Below are 19,946 nucleotides of genomic sequence, written 5' to 3'. Positions count from 1 at the left end.
ACGGCGCGGGGAGCTGCTCCCAGGGCGCGCACAACCTTCGTGAGAGAATGGTCGCGGCGTGCCCGGTTGTCCCCTTCCGTCGCGGTTCCTGAGCGAGCGCAGCGAGTCGAAGGGCCGCCGGGCCCCTGGACAGCGTCCGCCGCCCCTCGTACAGGAGCAAGATGTCCACGCAGAACACCGCGCCCGCCACCTCGACCGGTTCGGCGACCGAAGGTGCGACCGAGACCGCCGTCGCCGCGGGTCGCATCCAGCAGGTGCGCCGCTACCTGATGTGCCGCCCCGAGCACTTCATCGTGAGCTACCGGATCAACCCGTGGATGGAGCCGGCGAACCCGACCGACACGGCTCTCGCCGTCCGCCAGTGGCAGGCGCTGTACGACACCTACATCGCACTCGGCCACGAGGTGCACCTCATCGACCCCATCGATGGCCTGCCCGACATGGTGTACACCGCCAACGGCGGCTTCGTCATCGACAACGTCGCCTACGGCGCGAAGTTCCGGTTCCAGGAGCGTGTGCCCGAGGGCCCGGCGTTCATGGACTGGTTCCGCGCCAACGGCTTCGAGGTCGCCGAGCCCGTCGAGGTCAACGAGGGCGAAGGCGACTTCCTCCTGGTCGGAGACACGATCCTCGCCGGCACCGGCTTCCGCTCGACGGGTGACAGCCACCGCGAACTGGCCGACGTGTTCGGCAAGGAGGTCGTCAGTCTCAACCTCGTCGACCCGCGGTTCTACCACCTCGACACCGCCATCTCGGTGCTCGATCCGGTCGAAGGCACGGGCGGCGTCGAGAAGGCCAACATCGCCTACCTCGAGCAGGCGTTCGATGAGCGCAGCCAGGCGATCCTCGCCGAGCGCTACCCCGACGCGATCCGCGTCGCCGACGCCGATGGCGCCGTGTTCGGGCTCAACTCGGCCAGCGACGGGCTCAATGTCATCATCTCGCCTCGTGCGAAGGGCTTCGAGGCGCAGCTGCGCGAGCGCGGCTACAACCCGGTGCTCGTCGATCTGTCCGAGCTGCTGCTCGGCGGCGGCGGCATCAAGTGCTGCACGCTCGAGCTGCGGCGCTGACGGCGGGAAAGAGGAGCACCATGACCGCCACTTCGCCCTCCGTCGACGCGGCGATGAGCCAGATCATCGCCGCCGAAGCGGAGCACGTCGCGCACAACTACCACCCGCTGCCCGTGGTGATCTCCCGCGGGGAGGGCGCGTGGGTGACCGATGTCGAAGGCAAGCGCTACCTGGACCTGCTGTCGGCCTACTCGGCGCTCAACTTCGGGCACGGGCATCCGGCGCTGCTCGCCGCGGCGCAGGAGCAGCTGAACCGCCTCACGCTCACCAGCCGCGCGTATCACAACGATCGCCTGGGGCCGTTCGCGGCCGCACTCGCCGCGCTGTGCGGCAAGGATCTCGTGCTGCCCATGAACACGGGCGCAGAGGCGGTCGAGACCGGCATCAAGGTCGCACGTGCGTGGGGCTATCGCGTGAAGGGCGTGGCGCCGGATGCCGCGCGCATCGTCGTCGCCCACGGCAACTTCCACGGCCGCACGACCACGATCGTGGGCTTCAGCGACGACCCGCAGGCGCGGGCCGACTTCGGGCCGTTCACGCCGGGCTTCGTGTCGGTGCCCTTCGGCGACGCCGCCGTCATCGACGCGGCGATCACCGCCGACACGGTCGCCGTGCTCATCGAGCCGATCCAGGGCGAGGCGGGCGTGGTGGTGCCGCCCGAGGGATACCTCCGGGCGGTGCGCGAGATCTGCACACGCCGCGGCGTGCTGCTCATCGCCGACGAGATCCAGTCGGGCCTCGGCCGTGTCGGCGAGACGTTCGCGTGCGACCGCGAAGGCGTCGTGCCCGACGTGTACCTGCTCGGCAAGGCGCTGGGCGGCGGCATCCTTCCCGTCTCAGCGGTCGTCGCCGATCGCGATGTCCTCGGCGTGATCCACCCGGGCGAGCACGGCTCGACCTTCGGCGGGAACCCGCTCGCCGCGGCGGTGGGTCTCCGTGTCGTCGAGATGCTGCAGACCGGCGAGTTCCAGCGGCGCGCCAAGCTCTTGGGCGAGCACCTCGAGTCCAAGCTGCAGGCGCTCATCGGCCATGGCGTGACGGAGATCCGCGTCGCGGGGCTCTGGGCGGGTGTCGACATCGATCCTGCCGTCGGCACCGGCCGCGAGATCGCCGAACGGCTCATCGGCCGCGGAGTGCTCGTCAAGGACACGCACGGCCAGACCATCCGCATCGCACCGCCGCTCGTCATCCGCGGCACCGAGCTGGACTGGGCGGTCGAGCAGCTGCGCGTGGTGCTCTCCGCCTGAACCGGGTCGGCCCCGGCCGTCAGTCGAAGACCGACACCGTGCGCCAGTGCCAGCCGGTGGCCCCGTCCGGGGCGGGCGGCGCCGTCTTCTCGGTCTGCACCTCTCCGGCCTTGCTCGTCGCGCGGCATTCGATGACGTGGTCACCCGTCGTCGCCGTCCAGGGGAAGCTCCACTGCACCCACGTGTCGTCCGAGATGGCCGTCGCGAGGGCAGCCGGCATCCACTCGCCCTCGTCGATGCGCACCTCGACGCCCTCGACGCCCACCTGCTGCTGCCACGCCACGCCCGCGACGACCACTTCCCCGGCCTTCAGGCCCTGGCCGCGACGCGGCACGTCGATGCGCGACTGCAGCTTGATCGGTCCGCGCTCCGACCATCCGCGCGTCGTCCAGTACGCGGTCGCGCGGTCGAAGCGCGTGACCTCGAGATCGACGACCCACTTCGTCGCCGACACGTAGCCGTACAGCCCCGGCACCACCATGCGCACCGGGAAGCCGTGCTCCGTCGGCAGCGGGGCGTCGTTCATGCCGACGGCGAGGATCGCGTTGCGTTCGTCGGTGAGGGCGTCCAGCGGGGTGGATGCCGTGAACCCGTCGATCGAGCGAGACAGCACCATGTCGGCGTCCGCCGTGGGGCGGGCACGTGCCAGCAGCTCGCGGAGCGGGTAGCCCAGCCACCGCGCGTTGCCGATCAGGGTGCCGCCGACCTCGTTCGACACGCAGGCGAGCGTTGTGAACGACTCCTCGAGGGGCAGCGCCAGCAGCTCGTCCCACGTCAGCTCGAACTCGTTCGCCACCATGCCGTGCACGCGCAGGCGCCAGTCCGCGGGGTCGACCTCGGGCACGATGAGGGCGGTGTCGATGCGGTAGAACCGGTCGTTGGGCGTGACGACATCGGCGAGGCCGGCGATGTCGAGCTCCGCGCCGGCGGGGACGGCGGATGCCGCGACCGCCGGCTGCGGCAGCCTCACCGCCCGCCGGACGGCGGCGACCGTCGCCGACGTCGCACCTCGCACGCCGACCACTGTCGCGAGGATGCCGGCTGCCGCTGCGGCACCCGCCCACGCGAAGAACGCGCGCCGGCTGGGCGGCGAGGCGGCGGGCACGTCCGAGGCGGGAGCGGCAATGGGCGCTGCGGGTTCGGCCGGTGCGGGCCCGGCCGGTGCAGGCTCGGCCGGTGCCGGGTCGGCCGGTGCAGGGTCGGCCGGTGCTGGCTCGGCCGGTGCCGGGTCGGCCGGTGCAGGGTCGGCCGGGGCGGGCTGGAGCAGCCGGATCAGCAGCCAGAGCGCGACGGCGCCCACCGCACCTGCGACGAGTGCCGGCAGCCACGCGAGTGCGCCGGCGCCGGGTCGCGTCGCCGCGACGATCGCGCCGGTGATGCCGAAGACGGCGATCACGACGACACCCCACGGCGGACGGCGTGCCTGGAGCCAGCCGGCGAGCGCGGCGAGGACCAGCATCGCGAGGGCGATGCCGACCACGAGCGCGATCTTGTCGGCCGTGCCGAACAGGGCGATCGCGGTGTCTTTCGCCCACGGCGGCGCGACGTCGATGAGGGCGGCGCCGATCGCGGCCACGGGGCTGGACGAGGGGCTGACGACGATGGCCGTCAACTCGCCGAGCCCCGCCCCGAGCAGCACGGCAGCCACGCCCGCGACCCACGTCAGCGGGGCCGGGGCGCGTCCCGCCGGTCGGGTCGCTGCCATGGTGCCAGCGTATGGTTCGTGAGCGTCCGCAGGGCGGTGTCCGGGATTACGGGGTTCTTACGGCGCACCGGTCCGCGGCGCGGTGCAGCGTGCCGTGAGCGGCATGGCCGCCGGTTCGCCGGGTGTCGCCCCGCCGCCGGCTCGCGCTCACGGTGCTGCCGGCATCCGTCGAAACACCGCGGCAACACGGCCCGCATTAGGCTGTCCGGATGGGTGATCTGTTCGACGGCTACGGCTCCACGCTCGCGCCGCGCAAGACGCCCTCGGGGGTTCCCGCGTTCGACGAGATGTTCGGAAACCCGGCGCACCCGGGTGCGCCGGCCGAGTCGCGCGAGGCCTATCGAGAGCTCTACCAGGCGCTCGCGCAGATGACTCAGGAGGAGCTGCGCGGGCGCACCGATTCGCTCGCGAGCTCGTATCTCGCGCAGGGCGTGACGTTCGACTTCGCGGGCGAGGAGCGTCCCTTCCCGCTGGATGCCGTGCCCCGCGTGATCACGTTCGACGAGTGGTCGCGCATCGAGGCCGGTGTGAAGCAGCGCGTGCGCGCGCTCGAGGCCTTCCTCGACGACGCCTACGGGCATCAGTACTGCGTGCGCGACGAGGTGCTGCCCGCCGGGCTGATCGCGAGCTCGCAGTACTTCTACCGCCAGGCCGCCGGCATCCACTCCGCCAACGGCGTGCGCATCCAGGTGTCGGGCATCGATCTCATCCGCGACGAGCACGGCGAGATGCGCGTGCTCGAAGACAACGTGCGCGTGCCGTCGGGCGTCAGCTACGTCATCTCGAACCGGCGTGTCATGGCGCAGACCCTTCCCGAGCTCTTCGTCTCGATGCGGGTGCGCCCGGTCGGCGACTACCCGAACAAGCTGCTCGCGGCGCTGCGCGCCTCGGCGCCCGCCGGCATCGAGGACCCGAACGTCGTCGTGCTCACGCCCGGCGTCTACAACTCCGCCTACTTCGAGCACACGCTGCTCGCGCGACTCATGGGCGTCGAGCTCGTCGAGGGCCGCGACCTGCTGTGCATCGGCGGCAAGGTGTTCATGCGCACCACCCGCGGCCCCAAGCGCGTCGACGTGATCTATCGACGTGTCGACGACGAGTTCCTCGATCCGCTGCAGTTCCGCGCCGACTCGATGCTCGGCGCACCGGGACTCATGCTGGCGGCGCGGCTCGGCAACGTCACCATCGCGAACGCGGTGGGAAACGGCGTCGCCGACGACAAGCTGCTGTACACGTACGTGCCCGACCTCATCCGCTACTACCTGGCGGAGGAGCCGATCCTCAAGAACGTCGACACGTGGCGGCTCGAAGACCCGAACGCCCTCGAAGAGGTGCTCGACCGGCTCGACGAGCTGGTGGTGAAGCCGGTCGACGGCTCGGGCGGCAAGGGGCTGGTCGTCGGACCGGATGCCTCGCCCGCCGAGCTCGAGAAGCTCCGGCACAGCCTGCGCGCCGACCCCCGCGGCTGGATCGCTCAGCCCGTGGTCATGTTGTCGACGATCCCCACCCTCGTGGAGGACGGCATGCGACCGCGCCACGCCGACCTGCGGCCCTTCGCGGTCAACGACGGAGAAGACGTCTGGGTGCTCCCCGGAGGCCTGACCCGCGTCGCCCTGCCGGAAGGTCAGCTCGTCGTCAATTCCAGCCAGGGCGGCGGCTCGAAGGACACGTGGATCGTCGGCGGCTCCGCGCCCGGAAAGGTCGAGTACGGCCACGGCCGCGGCATGCCCGAGCTCGTCGCCGACCAGGCGTCGACGGTGACCGCCGCGGTGCCGATCATCTACGACGCCCAGACCGAGCCCACCCACTCGCCGCACGACCGGCCCCGCTCCCGCGTCGAGCAGCAGGAGCAGCAGCAACAGCAACAGCAGCGGCAGGCCGCGGTCGAGGGCGTTTCGTCTCGCATCGCCCGCTCAGCGACCGGGATTCCGGTCGTCGAGCGAGGGAGCGCCGGCGACCGGGACGAAACGCGTCGAGCTTCCGAGGACACGACATGCTGAGTCGCATCGCGGAGAGCCTGTTCTGGATCGGGCGGTACATCGAGCGCAGCGACGGCACGGCGCGCATCCTCGACGTGCACCTGCAGCTGCTGCTCGAAGACCCCTGGATCGACGAGGACACCGCCTGCCGGTCGCTGCTCAGCGTCATGGGCTCCGCCCCGCCGCCGGGAGTGGAGCACGTCCGCCGCGAAGACGTGCTGGCCCGCCTCGCGGTCGATCGCATGAACCCCTCGAGCATCGCCTACGCCCTCACGGCTGCGCGCGAGAATGCCCGCCGCGCGCGGGAGATCGTCTCGACGGAGCTGTGGGAGACGCTCAACACGACGAATGCACGGATGCCGCGGCGCCTGCAGAACGACCGCGTGCACGAGTTCTTCCAGTGGGTGCGCGAGCGCGCGGCGCTCGCCGTCGGCATCGTCGACTCGTCCACCAGCCGCGACGAGGCATGGCAGTTCTTCACGCTCGGACGCAGCATCGAGCGCACCGACATGACCGCGCGCCTGCTGGCGACACGGTCGCTAACCGAGGCATCCGGTCCGTCGTGGACGACGATCCTGCGCTCGTGCGGCGCCTACGAGGCCTACCTGCGCACGTACCGCGGCATGCCGAGCGCCGGCAATGCCGCCGAGTTCCTCCTGCTCGACCGGCTCTTCCCGCGCTCGATCATCTACTCGATCCAGCGCGCCGAGGAGTGCATGAGCGCGATCGACCCGCGCGCCGATCGCGTGGGCCACTCCAACACGGTGCTGCGCGCGCTCGGGCAGATCCGCAACGACCTCGAGTACCGGCCGATCTCCGAGATCCTCAGCGAGCTGCCCACGCACATGGACCGCGTGCAGACCGTCACGCGCGAGGCATCCGAAGCGATCCGCGGCCGGTTCTTCCCGACGCAGGCCGAGCCCAGCTGGATCGGAGAGATCTCATGAAACGCCTGCGCATCGAGCACCAGACCGGGTTCAGCTATCTGGGCGACGTGACGGCCTCGTACAACGAGGCGCGCATGCTCCCCGGCTCGACCGACAGCCAGTTCGTGCTGAACTCGTCGCTCGACATCGAGCCGTCGACATCCGTCAACCAGTACGTCGACTACTTCGGCACGCGGGTCGCGGCGTTCGACGTGCTGTCGCCCCACGCGTCGCTCACCATCACCGCGCGCTCGCTGGTCGAGGTGCGTCCGCGACCGCTCGAGCACATCGACCTCACGTGGGACGACCTCGCCCGCGAGTCCGCCCGCTCGATCGAGACCGTCGAGCAGTTGACGCAGACCGGGCGCACCCGCCCGCACGCCGAGGTCGCCGAGCTCGCGCGCGCCATCGCCGCGGAGCACGAGCACCCCGGTCGCGCCGCGCACGCGATCTCGGTCGCGGTGGGCGACGCCGTCGAGTACATGCACGGCATCACCGGCGTGCACTCGACCGCGAGCGAGGCGTGGGAGGCGCGCAAGGGCGTCTGTCAGGACATCGCGCACGTCACCCTCGGGGCGCTCCGCGAGGTCGGCATCCCGGCGCGCTACGTGTCGGGCTACCTGCACCCGCGTCCGTCGGCGGAGGTCGGCGTCGCGGTGACGGGCGAGTCCCACGCCTGGATCGAGTGGTACGCGGGGGAGTGGCAGGGCTTCGACCCCACGAACAACATCGAGATCGGCGACCGGCACGTGCTCGTCGGCCGTGGCCGCGACTACGGCGACGTGCCGCCGCTGCGCGGCGTGTACGCCGGCCCGTTCAAGAGCAACCTGCACGTCAAGGTGACGATCACGCGCGAGGCGTAGCCCCAGCTCGCCGTCCCCGGGCGCTGCCTGCCCCGGCGCGGCGAGGCATAGCCGCGGTTCGCCGTCCCCGGCGCTGCTGGCCGGCGTGGGTCGTCAGGCAGGCGGGTTGTCGGGGTCGAGGGTCTCGAGAGTGTCGGCTTCGACCGGGTTGTCCGCCTCGAGCTGCTCTTCGGTGGTCTCGTCCCCGCCCACCGGGTTCTCGTCGCCGCTGCTCGGCCTCTCGTCGCCCGGGATGCCGTCACGGGGCGTCTCGTCGTCGCTTCGCCGTTCGTCCATGCCGACACGCTAACCCCGACGGATGCCGCGCGCCGGGCCCTTGACATGGCCCTGCTGCGGCCCGCATGTGCGGGGACGGGAGAGATCGGCACGCTGCCGAGGTGGAGGCATTCCTCCGTCCCGGCGTGTGGAACACGGCGGAAGAAGCCTTGACGTTCACGGATGCGGCGTGCCACCGTAGAGCGGTCTACATATGTAGAGCGGTCTACGGATCGCTCCTCGACGGAGAGGAACGACGATGACGTTGTCCGAGAACGACCGACAGCCGCGCCGGATGCGCGGGCGGCGACGTGCGATCGCGGTGCTGCTGGGCGCCACGCTGGTGAGCACGGGGACGGTGATCGCGGTCGCCGCACCGGCCGCCGCGGTGGATTGCAGCACCGTGCCCTGGATGGATAACTCGAAGACCGCGGACGAACGCGCCCAGGCGCTGCTCGACGCGAGCTCGCAGCATCAGAAGTATCGCTGGCTGGTCGAGCAGCCGGCGAACGACCCCGCTCGTACGACGTGGAACCCCGGGTTCACCGGCGAAGAGCCGGTCGTGTACCCCGCACAGGTGGCCTGTACGCCGGTCGTCATCTACGCCAACGGACCGGACGGCGTCTATCAATCGGCGGGGACGACCGCGTGGCCGGGGCCGATCGCGGTCGCCGCGACATGGAACCTCGAGCTCGGCGAGCAGAAGGCGATCGCGCACGGCAGCGAGTCCTTCGACAAGCGCAGCGCGGTCGTCCTCGGACCGGGCATCGCGTCGGGCCGCACACCGCTGTCCGGCCGGGGCTCGGAGTACTTCGGCGAGGATCCGGTGCTCTCCGGTCTCATGGCGGCCGCGAACGTGCGCGGTCTGGAGGACGGGAACCCGGACAAGCCGGTGATCGCGAACCTCAAGCACTACGTGGCGAACGAGCAGGAGCTCGCGCGGCAGTCCAGCTCGTCGAACATCGACGAGCGCACGTTCAAGCAGATCTACGACCTGCCGTACGAGATCGCGGTGCGCAAGAGCGATCCCGGCAGCCTGATGTGCTCGTACAACCAGGTCAACGGCGCGTGGGCGTGCGAGAACGAGATCCTCACGACGAGCCTGCGCGAGGACTATCCGTTCCAGGGCTACGTGATGAGCGACTTCGGGTCGGTGCACTCGACCGCTCCGTCGCTGAACGCGGGCCTCGATCAGGAGCTGAACCGGCCGCGCTGGTTCACGCCCGCGCGTCTGGACACCGCGCTCGCCGCGGGTGAGATCACGCAGGAGCGGATCGACGAAGCCGCCTTCCGCGTAGTGCGCTCCTACATCGCAGGAGGCCTGTTCGATCACCCGGTGCCTGCGACACCCGTCGCGAAAGTCTCCACGCCGGAGCACAAGGCGCTCGCCCGCGAGATCGCCGAGCAGAGCACGGTGCTGCTCAAGAACGACGGGGTGCTGCCTCTCGCCGAGGGGGAGCTCACCGTCGCCGTCATCGGACAGACGGCGTCGAGCGTCCCCACCGGGGACGTCAGCGCGCAGACCGGCTGCGGCTGGGACTTCCCGTTCGGACCCGGTGGGCCGGTGCTGAACTGCACCGCGCTCGTCGACCCGCTCACCGCTCTCGCCGAGCGCGTGACGCAGGCCGGCGGAGAGGTCGTGTACGACAACGGAGCCGACCTCACGCAGGCCGCGGCGGTGGCATCCGCCGCGGATGTGGCGATCGTGTTCGGCCACTACACCATGGGCGAGAGTCAGGACCTGCCCGACCTCCGGCTGGACGGCAACGGCGATCAGCTGATCGAGGCGGTCGCGGCATCCGCTCCCGCCACGGTGGCAGTGCTCAACGCAGGCTCCGCCGTCGAGATGCCGTGGATCGCCGACGTCGACGCGGTGCTGCACGCATGGCACTCGGGAGAGCAGTTCGGCCCGGCGCTCGCGGCGCTCGTGTACGGCGATGCGAACCCGTCGGGCAAGCTGCCGATGACGTTCCCCGTCTCGCTCGCCGACACGCCGACCGCCGGCTCCGAGGCGCAGTATCCGGGGGTGCTCGACGCGTCCGGCATCCGGCAGGTCGACTACAGCGAGGGGCTGGAGGTCGGCTACCGCTGGTACGAGGCCGAAGGCATCGAGCCGCTGTTCGAGTTCGGGCACGGCCTGAGCTACACCGAGTTCGCCTACGACAAGGTGACGGTGACGCCGAAGTCGACCACCGGAGACAAGGAGATCCGGGTGCGGTTCAAGCTCACCAACACCGGCGATGTGGCCGGCACCGAGGTCGCACAGGTCTACCTCGAGCTGCCGGACGCCTCGGGTGAGCCCTCGAAACGCCTGATCGGCTGGGAGCGGGTGACGCTCGAGCCCGGCGAGCACCGGAACGTGCAGGTGACGCTGTCGGCCGAGGACCTCGCCGACATGCACCTGCTCGAGTACTGGGACACTGCGGCATCGGCCTGGACGACCGCGCCCGGCACCTACACGGTGACGGTCGGCGGGTCGGTCAGCGCCGACGCCGAGGCGTCCTTCTCGGTGAAGTAGCCCATGGCGCCGGATGGGGTGGTGGCGGCGCGTGCCGCCTCATCCGGCGTCGCTGCGCCGGCCGCCACTACCCTCGTGTCATGAGTGTCGAGCGACCGCGTGCGGCGACCATCGAAGACGTCGCGCAGGTGGCCGGAGTGTCGCGGGCGGCGGTGTCGAAGGTGCTGCGCGATGCCTACGGCGTGAGCGACGCCATGCGCGAGCGCGTGACGGCCGCCATGACGCAGCTGAACTATCGCCCGCGGATCGCCGCCCGCGCGATGCGCGGACGCACCTACACGCTGGGCATCGAGCTTCCGGATCTTGCCAACCACTTCTTCGCGCGCATCGCGCGCGGAGCGACCCGCGCTCTCGAGGGAACGCCGTACCAGCTCATCATCGCCCCCGCCGAGGCCGGCTCGCGCGAGGGCCTGCGCGCACTGGAGGCGCTCGTCGACCGCCAGGTCGACGGCGTCATCGCCGTGTCGCCCCGTGTGGACGAGGCGGGCCTCGAGCGCATCTCCGCCTCCGTCCCTGTCGTCATGTTCGGCCGGCACGACACGTCCGACCGCTACGACGTCGTCGCTGGCGACGATGCGTCGGGGGCGAAGGCTGCGATGCGGCACCTGCTCGCGCTGGGGCATCAGCACATCGCTCATCTGACCCTCCAGGAGTCCGGCGCGCACGAGCCGTTCCCGCACGGCGTGCGGCTGCGCGAGTACGAGGCGGAGATGGCGGCCGCGGGGCTCGGCGGGAACGCCGTGGTGTGGCGCACCGACGAGGGCGAGACCCCTTCGTACGGCGTGGTCCGTCGCATACTCGAAGCGGGCACCCCGGTGACCGCCGTGTTCGCCGCCCATGATGAGCTCGCGTTCGGGGCGATGCGCGCCGCCGCGGAGGCGGGGGTGCCTCTCGCCGTGGTCGGCTACGACGACGTGCCGATGGCGTCGCACCCCGCCCTGGGTCTCACGACGGTGCACCAGCCGGGCGAGGCGATGGGCGCGCGAGCGGTGCAGATGCTCCTGGAGCGCTTCGCGGGACGCACGGAGGCTGCGCGCGAGATCTTCGACGTCGAGCTGAAGGTGCGCACCTCCACAGGCGCGCCGCCAGCCTGACGCCGTCGCGTCGCGTCGCGTCGCGTCGCGTCGCGTCGCGTCGGGCCGGCCGCCGTCGGGCGACGCCAGACGCCATCCTGCCGGTCCGGGACACCGTCACGCGACGGCCGGCGTCGCGGCGCTGTCAGACGCCCGCCACCACCGCGTTGTCGAGCTCGTCGACATCGACGCCGGGCCGTTCGGCCGCGTTCGTGAGCAGCACGTAGGCGACATCCGCGGTGGGGTGCACCCAGAACTCGGTGCCCGCCCATCCGGCATGGCCGAACACGTCGCGATCGATGAGGCCGGGTGCGCGCGTGCGGAGGTTGAACGTGAAGCCCCAGTCCTGCCCGCGCTCGGCGGGGTAGGGCTCGAGCCGCGGGATGTCGCCGGTGAGAGGGCGCCGCATCATCGTGAGCGTGGCCGGCTGCACGATGCCTCCGGCCTCGCCCTGCCCGATGCGCAGCAGCGCCGACCCGACGGCGAGCAGGTCGGCGGCCGTGCCGATCATGCCGGCCCCGGGACTGCGGTGGCTCGCGAATCCGCGCATGTCGAGCCCGAGACGCTCCGCGTCGACCACGGTGTGCGGGTCGACGGAGGGATCCAGCGTGAACCCGTTCGCGCCGAGTTCAGGAGCCCACGTCGCGATGTCGGCATCCCAGTCCTGACCGGTCGCGTGCCGTACCAGTTCGGCGATGCCCTGGAACGCCACGGTCGAGTACCGCGAGGCGGCGCCGGCGGCGAAGTCGCGTCCCGGCGCGCGCAGCGCGGCGTGAAGTCCCTCTGCCGGGTCGAGCGTCGGCTCCCGGATGCCGGAGGTGTGGCTCACGAGGTGACGCAGGCGCACCACGTCCTCACGCCCGCTCGCGAACTCGGGAACGGCTGCGGCGAGCGGCGTCTCGGTGGTGAGCAGCCCGCGCTCGATCGCGCGCGCCGCGGTCAGGCCCGTCAGCACCTTGGTGATGGAGAACAGCCAGTACGGGTCGTCTGCCCGTGCCGGCCGGCCGTCGGTCGTCCCGAACGCGTCAAGCGCGACGACCCCGTCCGCTGTCGCGACGCCGAGCACGGCGGTCGGCAGACGCCCCGCCTCGACATGACGCCGCGCCCAGTCGAACGCCGCCCCGTAGCCGCTCACGCGCGCGGCTCGTACCGCTCGGGAGACACAGATGCCGCTACCACGCGCCGCAGATCCTCCAGGGAGGCGTCGGGGCCGAACCAGCCGTGCGCGCGCGCCTGCACGAGGACGTTGCCGAGCGCGGTCGCCTCGACCGGTCCCGCCAGCACGGGAAGCCCCGAGCGGTCGGCGGTCGCCTGGCAGAGCAGCCGGTTGAGCGCTCCGCCGCCGACGATGTGGATGACATCGATGTCGCGGCCGGTGAGCCGGGCGGCGGTGGCGACGGCGTCGGCGAACGCCTGCGCGATGCTCTCCACGATCGTCCGCGCGAACGCCTCCCGGGTCGCCGGCACCGTTGCGCCGGCCTCGTCGAGGACGGCCGCGATGCGGGCGGGCATGTCGCCCGGTGCCGACAGGCGCGGATCGTCGGCGTCGAACAGCGGGATGTCACCGGTGACGGCGGCCGCGGCATCCAGCAATGCCGGAAGATCGATCGTCGCCCCGTCCTCGGCCTCCCACGTGCGGACGGCCTCGCTCAGCAGCCACAGCCCCGTCACGTTGTGCAGGAACCGGACGCGTCCGTCGACGCCGCCCTCGTTCGTGAAGTTCGCCTCGCGGGCCGCGTCGCTCACGACGGGCTCGTCGAGCTCGACGCCGACCAGGCCCCAGGTGCCGCACGAGATGTAGGCGGCGTCGGGGGTGCTGAGCGGCACCGCCACCACCGCGGAAGCCGTGTCGTGCGAGCCGACCGCGATCACCTCGAGAGGTGCGCCGATGCGCTCGCGAGCCTCGCCGTGGAGGGTGCCGAGCACGGCGCCCGGGTCGACGAGCGTTGGCAGGACGGATGCCGGAATGCCGAGTCGTGCCGCGAGCTCGAGGTCCCACTCGCCGGTGCGGACATCGACCAGCCCGGTCGTCGAGGCATTCGTGCGCTCGGCCACGCGGGTCCCGGTGAGGAGGAACGCGACGAGGTCGGGGATGAGCAGCGATGCCTCCGCATCTGCCAGCGCGGGCTCCACGGCGTACTGGTACAGCGTGTTGAAGGGGAGGAACTGCAGGCCGTTGCGGCGGTAGAGGTCCTCGAACGGGGCATCGCGGTGGACGATCTCGACCCCGCGGGCGGTGCGCTCGTCGCGGTAGTGGAACGGCTCGCCGAGCAGCTCCTCGCCGTGCACGAGCCCGTAGTCGACCGCCCACGAGTCGATGCCGATGCTCGCGACGCCCGGCTCGCGCCGGAACGCCTCCGCGAGCCCGTCGAGGATGTGGCGGTACAGCGCCGTGAAGTCCCAGTGCAGCCCGCCGTCGGGGCCGGGCACGGGACCGTTCGGGAACCGGGCGACCTGCTCGAGGCGCAGCATCCCGTCGCCCACGTACCCGAGCATGACGCGCCCGCTGGTCGCGCCGAGGTCGACGGCCGCGACGATCCTGCCGGTCATGATGGGTCTCCTGGCGTTTCGACTTGCTTCGCTCGCTCAACGACCGAGATCTTGTCGCGGTCGTTGAGCGAGCGAGGAACGAGCGAGACGAAACGCCCCGAACGCGCTGTCATCGGAGGAACGCGGCGGCGACGCCGGAGTCGACCGGGATGTGCAGGCCGGTGGTGCGCGAGAGCTCGGGGCCGGTCAGCACGAATACCGCGTCGGCGACGTTCTCGGGCACGACCTCGCGCTTGAGGATGGTGCGGTTCGCGTAGTACTGGCCGAGGTCCTCTTCCTTGACGCCGTAGGTGGCGGCGCGGTTCGCGCCCCAGCCGGCGGCGAAGATGCCCGAGCCGCGCACGACGCCGTCGGGGTTGATGCCGTTGACGCGCACGCCGTGCTCACCGAGCTCGACCGCGAGCAGGCGCACCTGATGCGCCTGGTCGGCCTTGGTCGCCGAGTACGCGATGTTGTTCGGGCCGGCGAAGACGGAGTTCTTCGACGAGATGTAGATCACGTCGCCGCCGAGCTTCTGCTCGATGAGGATCTTCGCAGCGGCCTTCGAGACGAGGAACGAGCCCTTGGCCATCACGTCGTGCTGCAGGTCCCAGTCCTTCTCGGTGGTCTCCAGCAGCGGCTTCGACAGCGACAGCCCGGCGTTGTTGACGACGAGGTCGACGCCGCCGAACGCGAGCACGGCCGCGTCGAAGGCGGCCTGGATCGCGTCGGCGTCGGCGACGTTCGCGGCGACGCCGATGGCGACATCCGTGTTGCCGAGCTCGGCCGCAGCGGCCTGCGCCTTCTCGAGGTCGAGGTCGGCGATCACGACGCACGCGCCCTCGGCGGCGAGGCGGGTCGCGATGGCCTTGCCGATGCCGGATGCCGCGCCCGTGACGAGCGCGATGCGGCCCTGGTGCGTCTTGGGCTTCGGCATGCGCTGCAGCTTCGCCTCTTCGAGCGCCCAGTACTCGATGCGGAACTTCTCGGCGTCGGAGATGGGGGAGTAGGTCGACAGCGCCTCGGCGCCGCGCATCACGTTGATGGCGTTGACGTAGAACTCGCCGGCGACCCGGGCGGTCTGCTTGTTCGCGCCGTACGAGAACATGCCGACACCCGGGATCAGCACGATCAGCGGGTCGGCGCCGCGGATCGCGGGGCTCTCGGCGGTCGCGTGCGCGTCGTAGTACGCCTGGTAGTCGGCGCGGTACGCCTCGTGCAGCTCTGCGAGGCGCGCGATGGAGTCCTCGACCGACGCGTCGGACGGCAGGTCGAGGATGAGCGGCTTGACCTTGGTGCGCAGGAAGTGGTCGGGGCAGCTGGTGCCGAGCGCGGCGAGGGTGGGCGCCTTCTCGGACGCGAGGAAGTCCAGGACCTCGGGCGCGTCGGTGAAGTGGCCCACCATCGGCTTGTCGGTCGACGCGAGGCCTCGGATCGTGGGCGCGAGCGCGGCGGCCTTGGCCCGGCGCTCGGTCTCGGGCAGCGCCTCGAAGCCCGCGCGGACGCCGCCGAAGGGGTCGGCCTTGCCGTGCTCGGCGATGTAGGCGGCGGCGGTCTCGATGATCCAGAGCGAGTTCTGCTCGGCCTCGTCGGAGGTGTCGCCCCACGCCGTGATGCCGTGGCCGCCGAGGATGCAGCCGATCGCCTGCGGGTTCTTCGCCTTGATGTCGGCGATGTCCAGGCCCAGCTGGAAGCCGGGGCGGCGCCACGGCACCCACACCACCTTCTCGCCGAAGACCTTCGCGGTGAGCTCCTCGCCGTCGGCGGCGGTCGCGATCGCGATGCCTGAATCGGGGTGCAGGTGATCGACGTGCGCGGCATCGACGAGGCCGTGCATCGCGGTGTCGATCGACGGCGCGGCGCCGCCCTTGCCGTGCAGGCAGTAGTCGAACGCGGCGACCATCTCGTCCTCGCGGTCGACGCCGGGGTAGACGTTCACGAGCGCGCGCATGCGGTCCAGGCGCAGCACCGCGAGCCCCGACTCCTTCAGGGTGCCGAGGTCTCCGCCCGAGCCCTTGACCCACAGCAGCTCGACGGGCTCGCCCGTGACCGGGTCGGTCTCGGTGCCCTTCGCCGACGTGTTGCCGCCGGCGTAGTTCGTGTTCTTCGGGTCGGCGCCGAGGCGATTGGACCGGGTGATGAGGTCGGAGACGGCCGGGTTGGTCATGTCGGGATTCCTTCTGAGGTGGCTGGTGTGGCTCAGGCGAGTGAGGCCGGAGCGGAGGTGGGTGCGGCGGGGCGGGCGCCGGTGAGGGACAGGGAGGCGAGGCGGGTCGCGAAGCGGCCGAGGGTGACGGATGCCGCGGGCTCCTGCGGCCGGTTGAGATGCCCGTGATCGGTGCCCGGCTCGGTGACGACCTCGATCGGGCGCCCGGCGGCGCGCAGCGACGCGGCGAACGCCTCACCCGAGACGCGGAGCTCGTCGACGTCGCCGTTGATCATGAGCGTGGGCGGGAACTCCACGAGGTCGTCGGGGCGGGCGTTCCCGGGAATCGCCGCGAGCGGCGCGTCGTCGATCGGACCGCCCAGGAAGTTCTCGTACATCGCCCGGATCATCTCCGGGCGGAACCGGTCGGCCGCGGGCTGCGCATCCAGCGCGGCACGGAGCGCGACATCCGGCGCCGGCTGCACCGCCAGCAGCGTGGGGTAGGCGAGCAGAACGAGCGCGGGACGCGGCATCGACCGCTGCTCGACGAGCCGGAGCGTCGCCCCGGCGGCGAGGTTGCCGCCGGCGCTGGTTCCGCCGATCGCCAGCCGCTCGCGGTCGATGCGCAGGCGGTCGGCATTGTCGACGACCCACGCCCACGCCGTGAGCATGTCGTCGGATGCCGCGGGGTAGTGGTCTCCGCCACCGGACCGGCCGGCGGCATCCCACCCCTCCGGAACGGGCGCGAGGCGGTAGTCGACCGAGACGACCGTCGTGCCGCGGGCCGCGAGCTGCCCGGCGACCCAGTCGGACTCGGGCATGTCGAGGTCGCCGAACGCGAACGCACCTCCGTGCGCCCACACCAGGCCGGTGCCGTGGGGCTCGCGCGCGGGGTAGACGCGCACGAGGCCGTCGGCGGCGGAGTAGGGCTCGCTCATCTGGATCCTTCGGGTCCGGGCCCGGCATCGGTGCCGGGATCGAGGTGGTGCACCGGGGGAGCGGGGATCGGCATCCCGCACCCCCGGTGGGTCTTGGTCCGCGTCAGCGGCCGCGGGTTTGGGGCGTAGCCCCAATGGGTGCTGAGGACGTCAGGCGCCCCAGCCGGCCTGCGTGCCACCGACGCGGTCCGCAGCGATCTGCTGCTGGTAGCCGGATGCCGCGTACGCGGCCATCGGGTCGGCCGCGAGTCCGCGCCACTCGCGCCACTCGGCGAGGGCGGGCCGGACGTCGGTGTAGAAGGCGTCCATGAACACGGCGTTGGCACCGAGCACGTCGTTCGCCTGCTGCGCCGCGGCGAGGGCGTCGCGGTCGACGAGGAGGGCGCGGGCGGTCATCTCCTGCACGTTCAGCACCGAGCGGATCTGGCCGGGGATCTTGTCCTCGACGTTGTGGCACTGGTCGAGCATGAACGCCACGTCCGGGTTGTTGAGCCCACCGCCGCGCACCACCTCGAAGATGATGCGGAACAGCTGGAACGGATCGGCGGCGCCCACGATGAGGTCGTCGTCGGCGTAGAAGCGCGAGTTGAAGTCGAACGAGCCGAGCTTCCCGAGGCGCAGCAGCTGCATGACGATGAACTCGATGTTGGTGCCCGGCGCATGGTGGCCGGTGTCGAGGCAGACCATCGCCTTGTCGCCGAGCGAGGCGACCTGCGCGTAGGACGTGCCCCAGTCCGGAACGTCGGTGTGGTAGAACGCCGGCTCGAAGAACTTGTACTCGAGCACGAGCCGCTGCTCGTCCGACAGGCGGTCGTAGATCTTCTGCAGCGAGTCCTGCAGGCGGTCCTGACGCGCACGGATGTCGGCCTGCCCCGGGTAGTTCGACCCCTCGGCGAGCCAGATCTTCAGGTCGCGCGAGCCGGTGGCATCCATGATGTCGATGCACTCGAGGTGGTGGTCGATCGCCTTGCTGCGGATGCGGTCGTCGTGGTGCGTGAGCGCCCCGAACTTGTAGTCCTCGTCCTGGAAGGTGTTGGAGTTGATGGTGCCCAGGCTCACACCGAGGTCTTCGGCGTGGCGGCGCAGGTCGGCGTAGTCGTCGACCTTGTCCCACGGGATGTGCAGGGCGACGCTCGGGGCGAGCTTCGTATAGGCGTTGACCTGTGCGGCGTCGGCGATCTTCTCGTACGGGTCGCGCGGCGTGCCGGCGGTCGTGAAGACGCGGAAGCGCGTGCCGGAGTTGCCGAACGCCCAGCTGGGAAGCTCGATGCCCTGGCCTTCGAGCGCGGACAGGATGTCGGGTGACAGCGTCGTCATGATGCGGTGCCTTCTTCGTGGGTGGGGTCGGTAGGGGAGGAGTGCTCGGTCGTCGCGCCTCGAGCGGCGGCGAGCTGGTCGTGCAGGTTGAAGACCTCGGTCAGCGGCGTCGCCGCCTGGTCAGGGCGTCCGTCGAGACCGACGAAGAAACGGCCCATCTCGGCTTCCCAGCGGGCGGCGACCTCGGAGTTCGCGAGATAGGCCTGTGCGGCCGCGTCGTCGTCGGTCTCGTAGTACCCGATCAGCTGCCCGCCCTCGCCGAGGAAGAGCGAGTAGTTGCGGCGGCCGGCGGCGGCGATCTCGGCGAGCATCTCGGGCCACACCGGAGTGTGCCGGGCGATGTACTCGTCGAGCAGCTCAGAACGTATCCGCAGCTGGAAGCAGACACGCGTCGTCGCAGTGGTGCTTGTCATGCGCGGGGCGCTCCTCTGCCGATGTTGAAAGTGCGGGGATGACTCACCGCGTGGATGAATCGTTTCAACGATAAACGCTCAATACCGATTCCGCAAATGGGAAAACGCTTCCCGTCGCATGGTACGCGCCGGCCGCCCGGGTGTCGATAGCGTGGGAGCCGATTCGACGCGAAGGAGCACGGATGCTGCAGCAGGAACGGGCGCTCGCCGCCTACGTGGACTCGGTGAAGGGCGAACAGGGCGCGCTCGGCGTCGTGCTCGTCGGCTCCGTCGCGCAGGGGAGGGAGCGGGCAGACTCCGACGTCGACGTGTACCTCGTCGTCGACGACGACCGCTTCGCCGCTGAGACCGCGCGTGGCCGCTTCGCCTGGGTCGATCGCCGGGACCTCGACTATGCCGGCTCGTACATCGACATCAAGCTCGCGAGTCCGTCGTACCTCGCCACCGCCGTCGAGAAGGCGGACGACCCGACCCGCGCGTCGTTCGTCGGTGCGCGCATCGCGTGGAGCGTCCTGCCGGGCCTCGACGAGACGGTGGCCCGGATCGCGACGCTGCCCGACGACGTGTGGGAGGAGCGCGTGAGGTCCCACGTCGCGCAGGCGCGCCTGTACGGCGGCTACTTCCTTCGTCAGGCGGTCGAGCGCGGCGACGGATTCCTCCGCCGCCACGCCGGACTGCACCTCGCCCTGGCCGCCGCGCGGGCGGCCCTCGCCGCGAACCACGTCATGCTTCCCGGCCCGAAGTACATCTCCCAGCTCGTGCGCTCGGTGCCCACCCCCGAAGGTTTCGTCGACAGCTGGAGTCAGGTGGTCGACGACCCCGACATCGAGTCGGGCCGCGAGCTGCTGCGCATCCTCGACGAGTGGCTGGGCGACGGTCTCACCCCCGACGAGGCGCTGTCGACGTTCATCCGCGACAACGAGCTCGCCTGGCTCCGCGGGACCGTCCCCGCGGAGTTCTGGTGAAC

At 71.1% G+C, this 19,946-nt stretch carries 16 protein-coding genes; 8 read left to right on the top strand and 8 right to left on the bottom strand.

Annotation, left to right across the window (positions count from 1 at the left end; translation table 11 throughout):
- Window positions 1-161: 161 nt before the first annotated feature.
- Both ddaH and rocD read left to right on the top strand, forming a co-directional pair.
- Window positions 162-1,070 carry a dimethylargininase gene (ddaH, locus tag MRBLMI12_RS06795; RefSeq protein WP_363355050.1) on the top strand — a complete coding sequence of 303 codons (909 nt, stop codon included), beginning with the start codon at window positions 162-164 and terminating at the stop codon, window positions 1,068-1,070.
- Between the two features lie 20 nt (window positions 1,071-1,090).
- Window positions 1,091-2,317 (top strand): ornithine--oxo-acid transaminase, encoded by a 1,227-nt coding sequence (rocD, locus tag MRBLMI12_RS06790; protein ID WP_363355048.1) that lies wholly within the window; start codon window positions 1,091-1,093, stop codon window positions 2,315-2,317.
- Window positions 2,318-2,336: 19 nt separating this feature from the next.
- On the opposite strand, the gene MRBLMI12_RS06785 is transcribed toward rocD, so the two are convergent.
- Window positions 2,337-4,022: a molybdopterin-dependent oxidoreductase gene (locus MRBLMI12_RS06785; RefSeq protein ID WP_363355046.1), complete on the bottom strand. Its 1,686-nt coding sequence runs from the start codon at window positions 4,020-4,022 to the stop codon at window positions 2,337-2,339.
- A 209-nt stretch (window positions 4,023-4,231) separates the two neighbouring features.
- Here MRBLMI12_RS06785 and MRBLMI12_RS06780 point away from each other — a divergent pair, with 209 nt between their 5' ends.
- From MRBLMI12_RS06780 to MRBLMI12_RS06770, 3 genes are read left to right on the top strand one after another with little or no spacing between them, the layout of a single operon-like run.
- Window positions 4,232-6,022: a circularly permuted type 2 ATP-grasp protein gene (locus MRBLMI12_RS06780; RefSeq protein WP_363355044.1), complete on the top strand. Its 1,791-nt coding sequence runs from the start codon at window positions 4,232-4,234 to the stop codon at window positions 6,020-6,022.
- Window positions 6,016-6,948, top strand: coding sequence for an alpha-E domain-containing protein (locus tag MRBLMI12_RS06775; RefSeq protein WP_363355042.1), 933 nt, complete (start codon window positions 6,016-6,018; stop codon window positions 6,946-6,948). The genes MRBLMI12_RS06780 and MRBLMI12_RS06775 overlap by 7 nt, the downstream gene beginning before the upstream one ends.
- Window positions 6,945-7,790 (top strand): transglutaminase family protein, encoded by an 846-nt coding sequence (locus MRBLMI12_RS06770; RefSeq protein WP_349425324.1) that lies wholly within the window; start codon window positions 6,945-6,947, stop codon window positions 7,788-7,790. Before MRBLMI12_RS06775 ends, MRBLMI12_RS06770 begins: the two co-directional genes overlap by 4 nt.
- Before the next feature lie 93 nt (window positions 7,791-7,883).
- On the opposite strand, the gene MRBLMI12_RS06765 is transcribed toward MRBLMI12_RS06770, so the two are convergent.
- Window positions 7,884-8,066, bottom strand: coding sequence for a hypothetical protein (locus tag MRBLMI12_RS06765; protein ID WP_349425323.1), 183 nt, complete (start codon window positions 8,064-8,066; stop codon window positions 7,884-7,886).
- A 238-nt stretch (window positions 8,067-8,304) separates the two neighbouring features.
- Here MRBLMI12_RS06765 and MRBLMI12_RS06760 point away from each other — a divergent pair, with 238 nt between their 5' ends.
- On the top strand, window positions 8,305-10,563 hold the full coding sequence (locus MRBLMI12_RS06760; RefSeq protein WP_363355039.1) for a beta-glucosidase family protein: 2,259 nt from the start codon (window positions 8,305-8,307) through the stop codon (window positions 10,561-10,563).
- An 80-nt stretch (window positions 10,564-10,643) separates the two neighbouring features.
- Window positions 10,644-11,657: a LacI family DNA-binding transcriptional regulator gene (locus MRBLMI12_RS06755; protein WP_363355037.1), complete on the top strand. Its 1,014-nt coding sequence runs from the start codon at window positions 10,644-10,646 to the stop codon at window positions 11,655-11,657.
- Window positions 11,658-11,781: 124 nt separating this feature from the next.
- Here MRBLMI12_RS06755 and MRBLMI12_RS06750 read toward each other — a convergent pair whose 3' ends face one another.
- The 6 genes from MRBLMI12_RS06750 to MRBLMI12_RS06725 form a co-directional block, all read right to left on the bottom strand.
- Complete coding sequence (locus tag MRBLMI12_RS06750) at window positions 11,782-12,771, bottom strand: serine hydrolase domain-containing protein (protein WP_363355035.1); 990 nt, start codon at window positions 12,769-12,771, stop codon at window positions 11,782-11,784.
- Window positions 12,768-14,186 carry a rhamnulokinase gene (locus MRBLMI12_RS06745; RefSeq protein WP_363355033.1) on the bottom strand — a complete coding sequence of 473 codons (1,419 nt, stop codon included), beginning with the start codon at window positions 14,184-14,186 and terminating at the stop codon, window positions 12,768-12,770. The genes MRBLMI12_RS06750 and MRBLMI12_RS06745 overlap by 4 nt, the downstream gene beginning before the upstream one ends.
- A gap of 109 nt (window positions 14,187-14,295) precedes the next feature.
- Complete coding sequence (locus MRBLMI12_RS06740) at window positions 14,296-16,332, bottom strand: bifunctional aldolase/short-chain dehydrogenase (protein WP_363355031.1); 2,037 nt, start codon at window positions 16,330-16,332, stop codon at window positions 14,296-14,298.
- Window positions 16,333-16,364: 32 nt separating this feature from the next.
- Entirely contained in the window at window positions 16,365-17,249 is an 885-nt protein-coding gene (locus MRBLMI12_RS06735; RefSeq protein ID WP_363355029.1) for an alpha/beta hydrolase fold domain-containing protein, read from the bottom strand.
- A gap of 150 nt (window positions 17,250-17,399) precedes the next feature.
- A complete protein-coding gene (rhaI, locus tag MRBLMI12_RS06730) occupies window positions 17,400-18,566 on the bottom strand; it encodes an L-rhamnose isomerase (protein WP_363355027.1) in 1,167 nt (388 codons plus the stop codon).
- The gene (locus MRBLMI12_RS06725; RefSeq protein ID WP_363355025.1) at window positions 18,563-18,979 is read right to left on the bottom strand and encodes an L-rhamnose mutarotase; all 417 of its coding nucleotides are present in this window, start codon (window positions 18,977-18,979) and stop codon (window positions 18,563-18,565) included. Before MRBLMI12_RS06725 ends, rhaI begins: the two co-directional genes overlap by 4 nt.
- Window positions 18,980-19,161: 182 nt before the next feature.
- On the opposite strand from MRBLMI12_RS06725, the gene MRBLMI12_RS06720 reads away from it, so the two are divergent.
- Window positions 19,162-19,944, top strand: coding sequence for a nucleotidyltransferase domain-containing protein (locus MRBLMI12_RS06720; RefSeq protein WP_363355023.1), 783 nt, complete (start codon window positions 19,162-19,164; stop codon window positions 19,942-19,944).
- Window positions 19,945-19,946: the final 2 nt, after the last annotated feature.

It is taken from the genome of Microbacterium sp. LMI12-1-1.1 (assembly GCF_040676455.1).
GTDB lineage: Bacteria > Actinomycetota > Actinomycetes > Actinomycetales > Microbacteriaceae > Microbacterium.
This window is presented reverse-complemented; position numbering and strand designations above follow the sequence as displayed.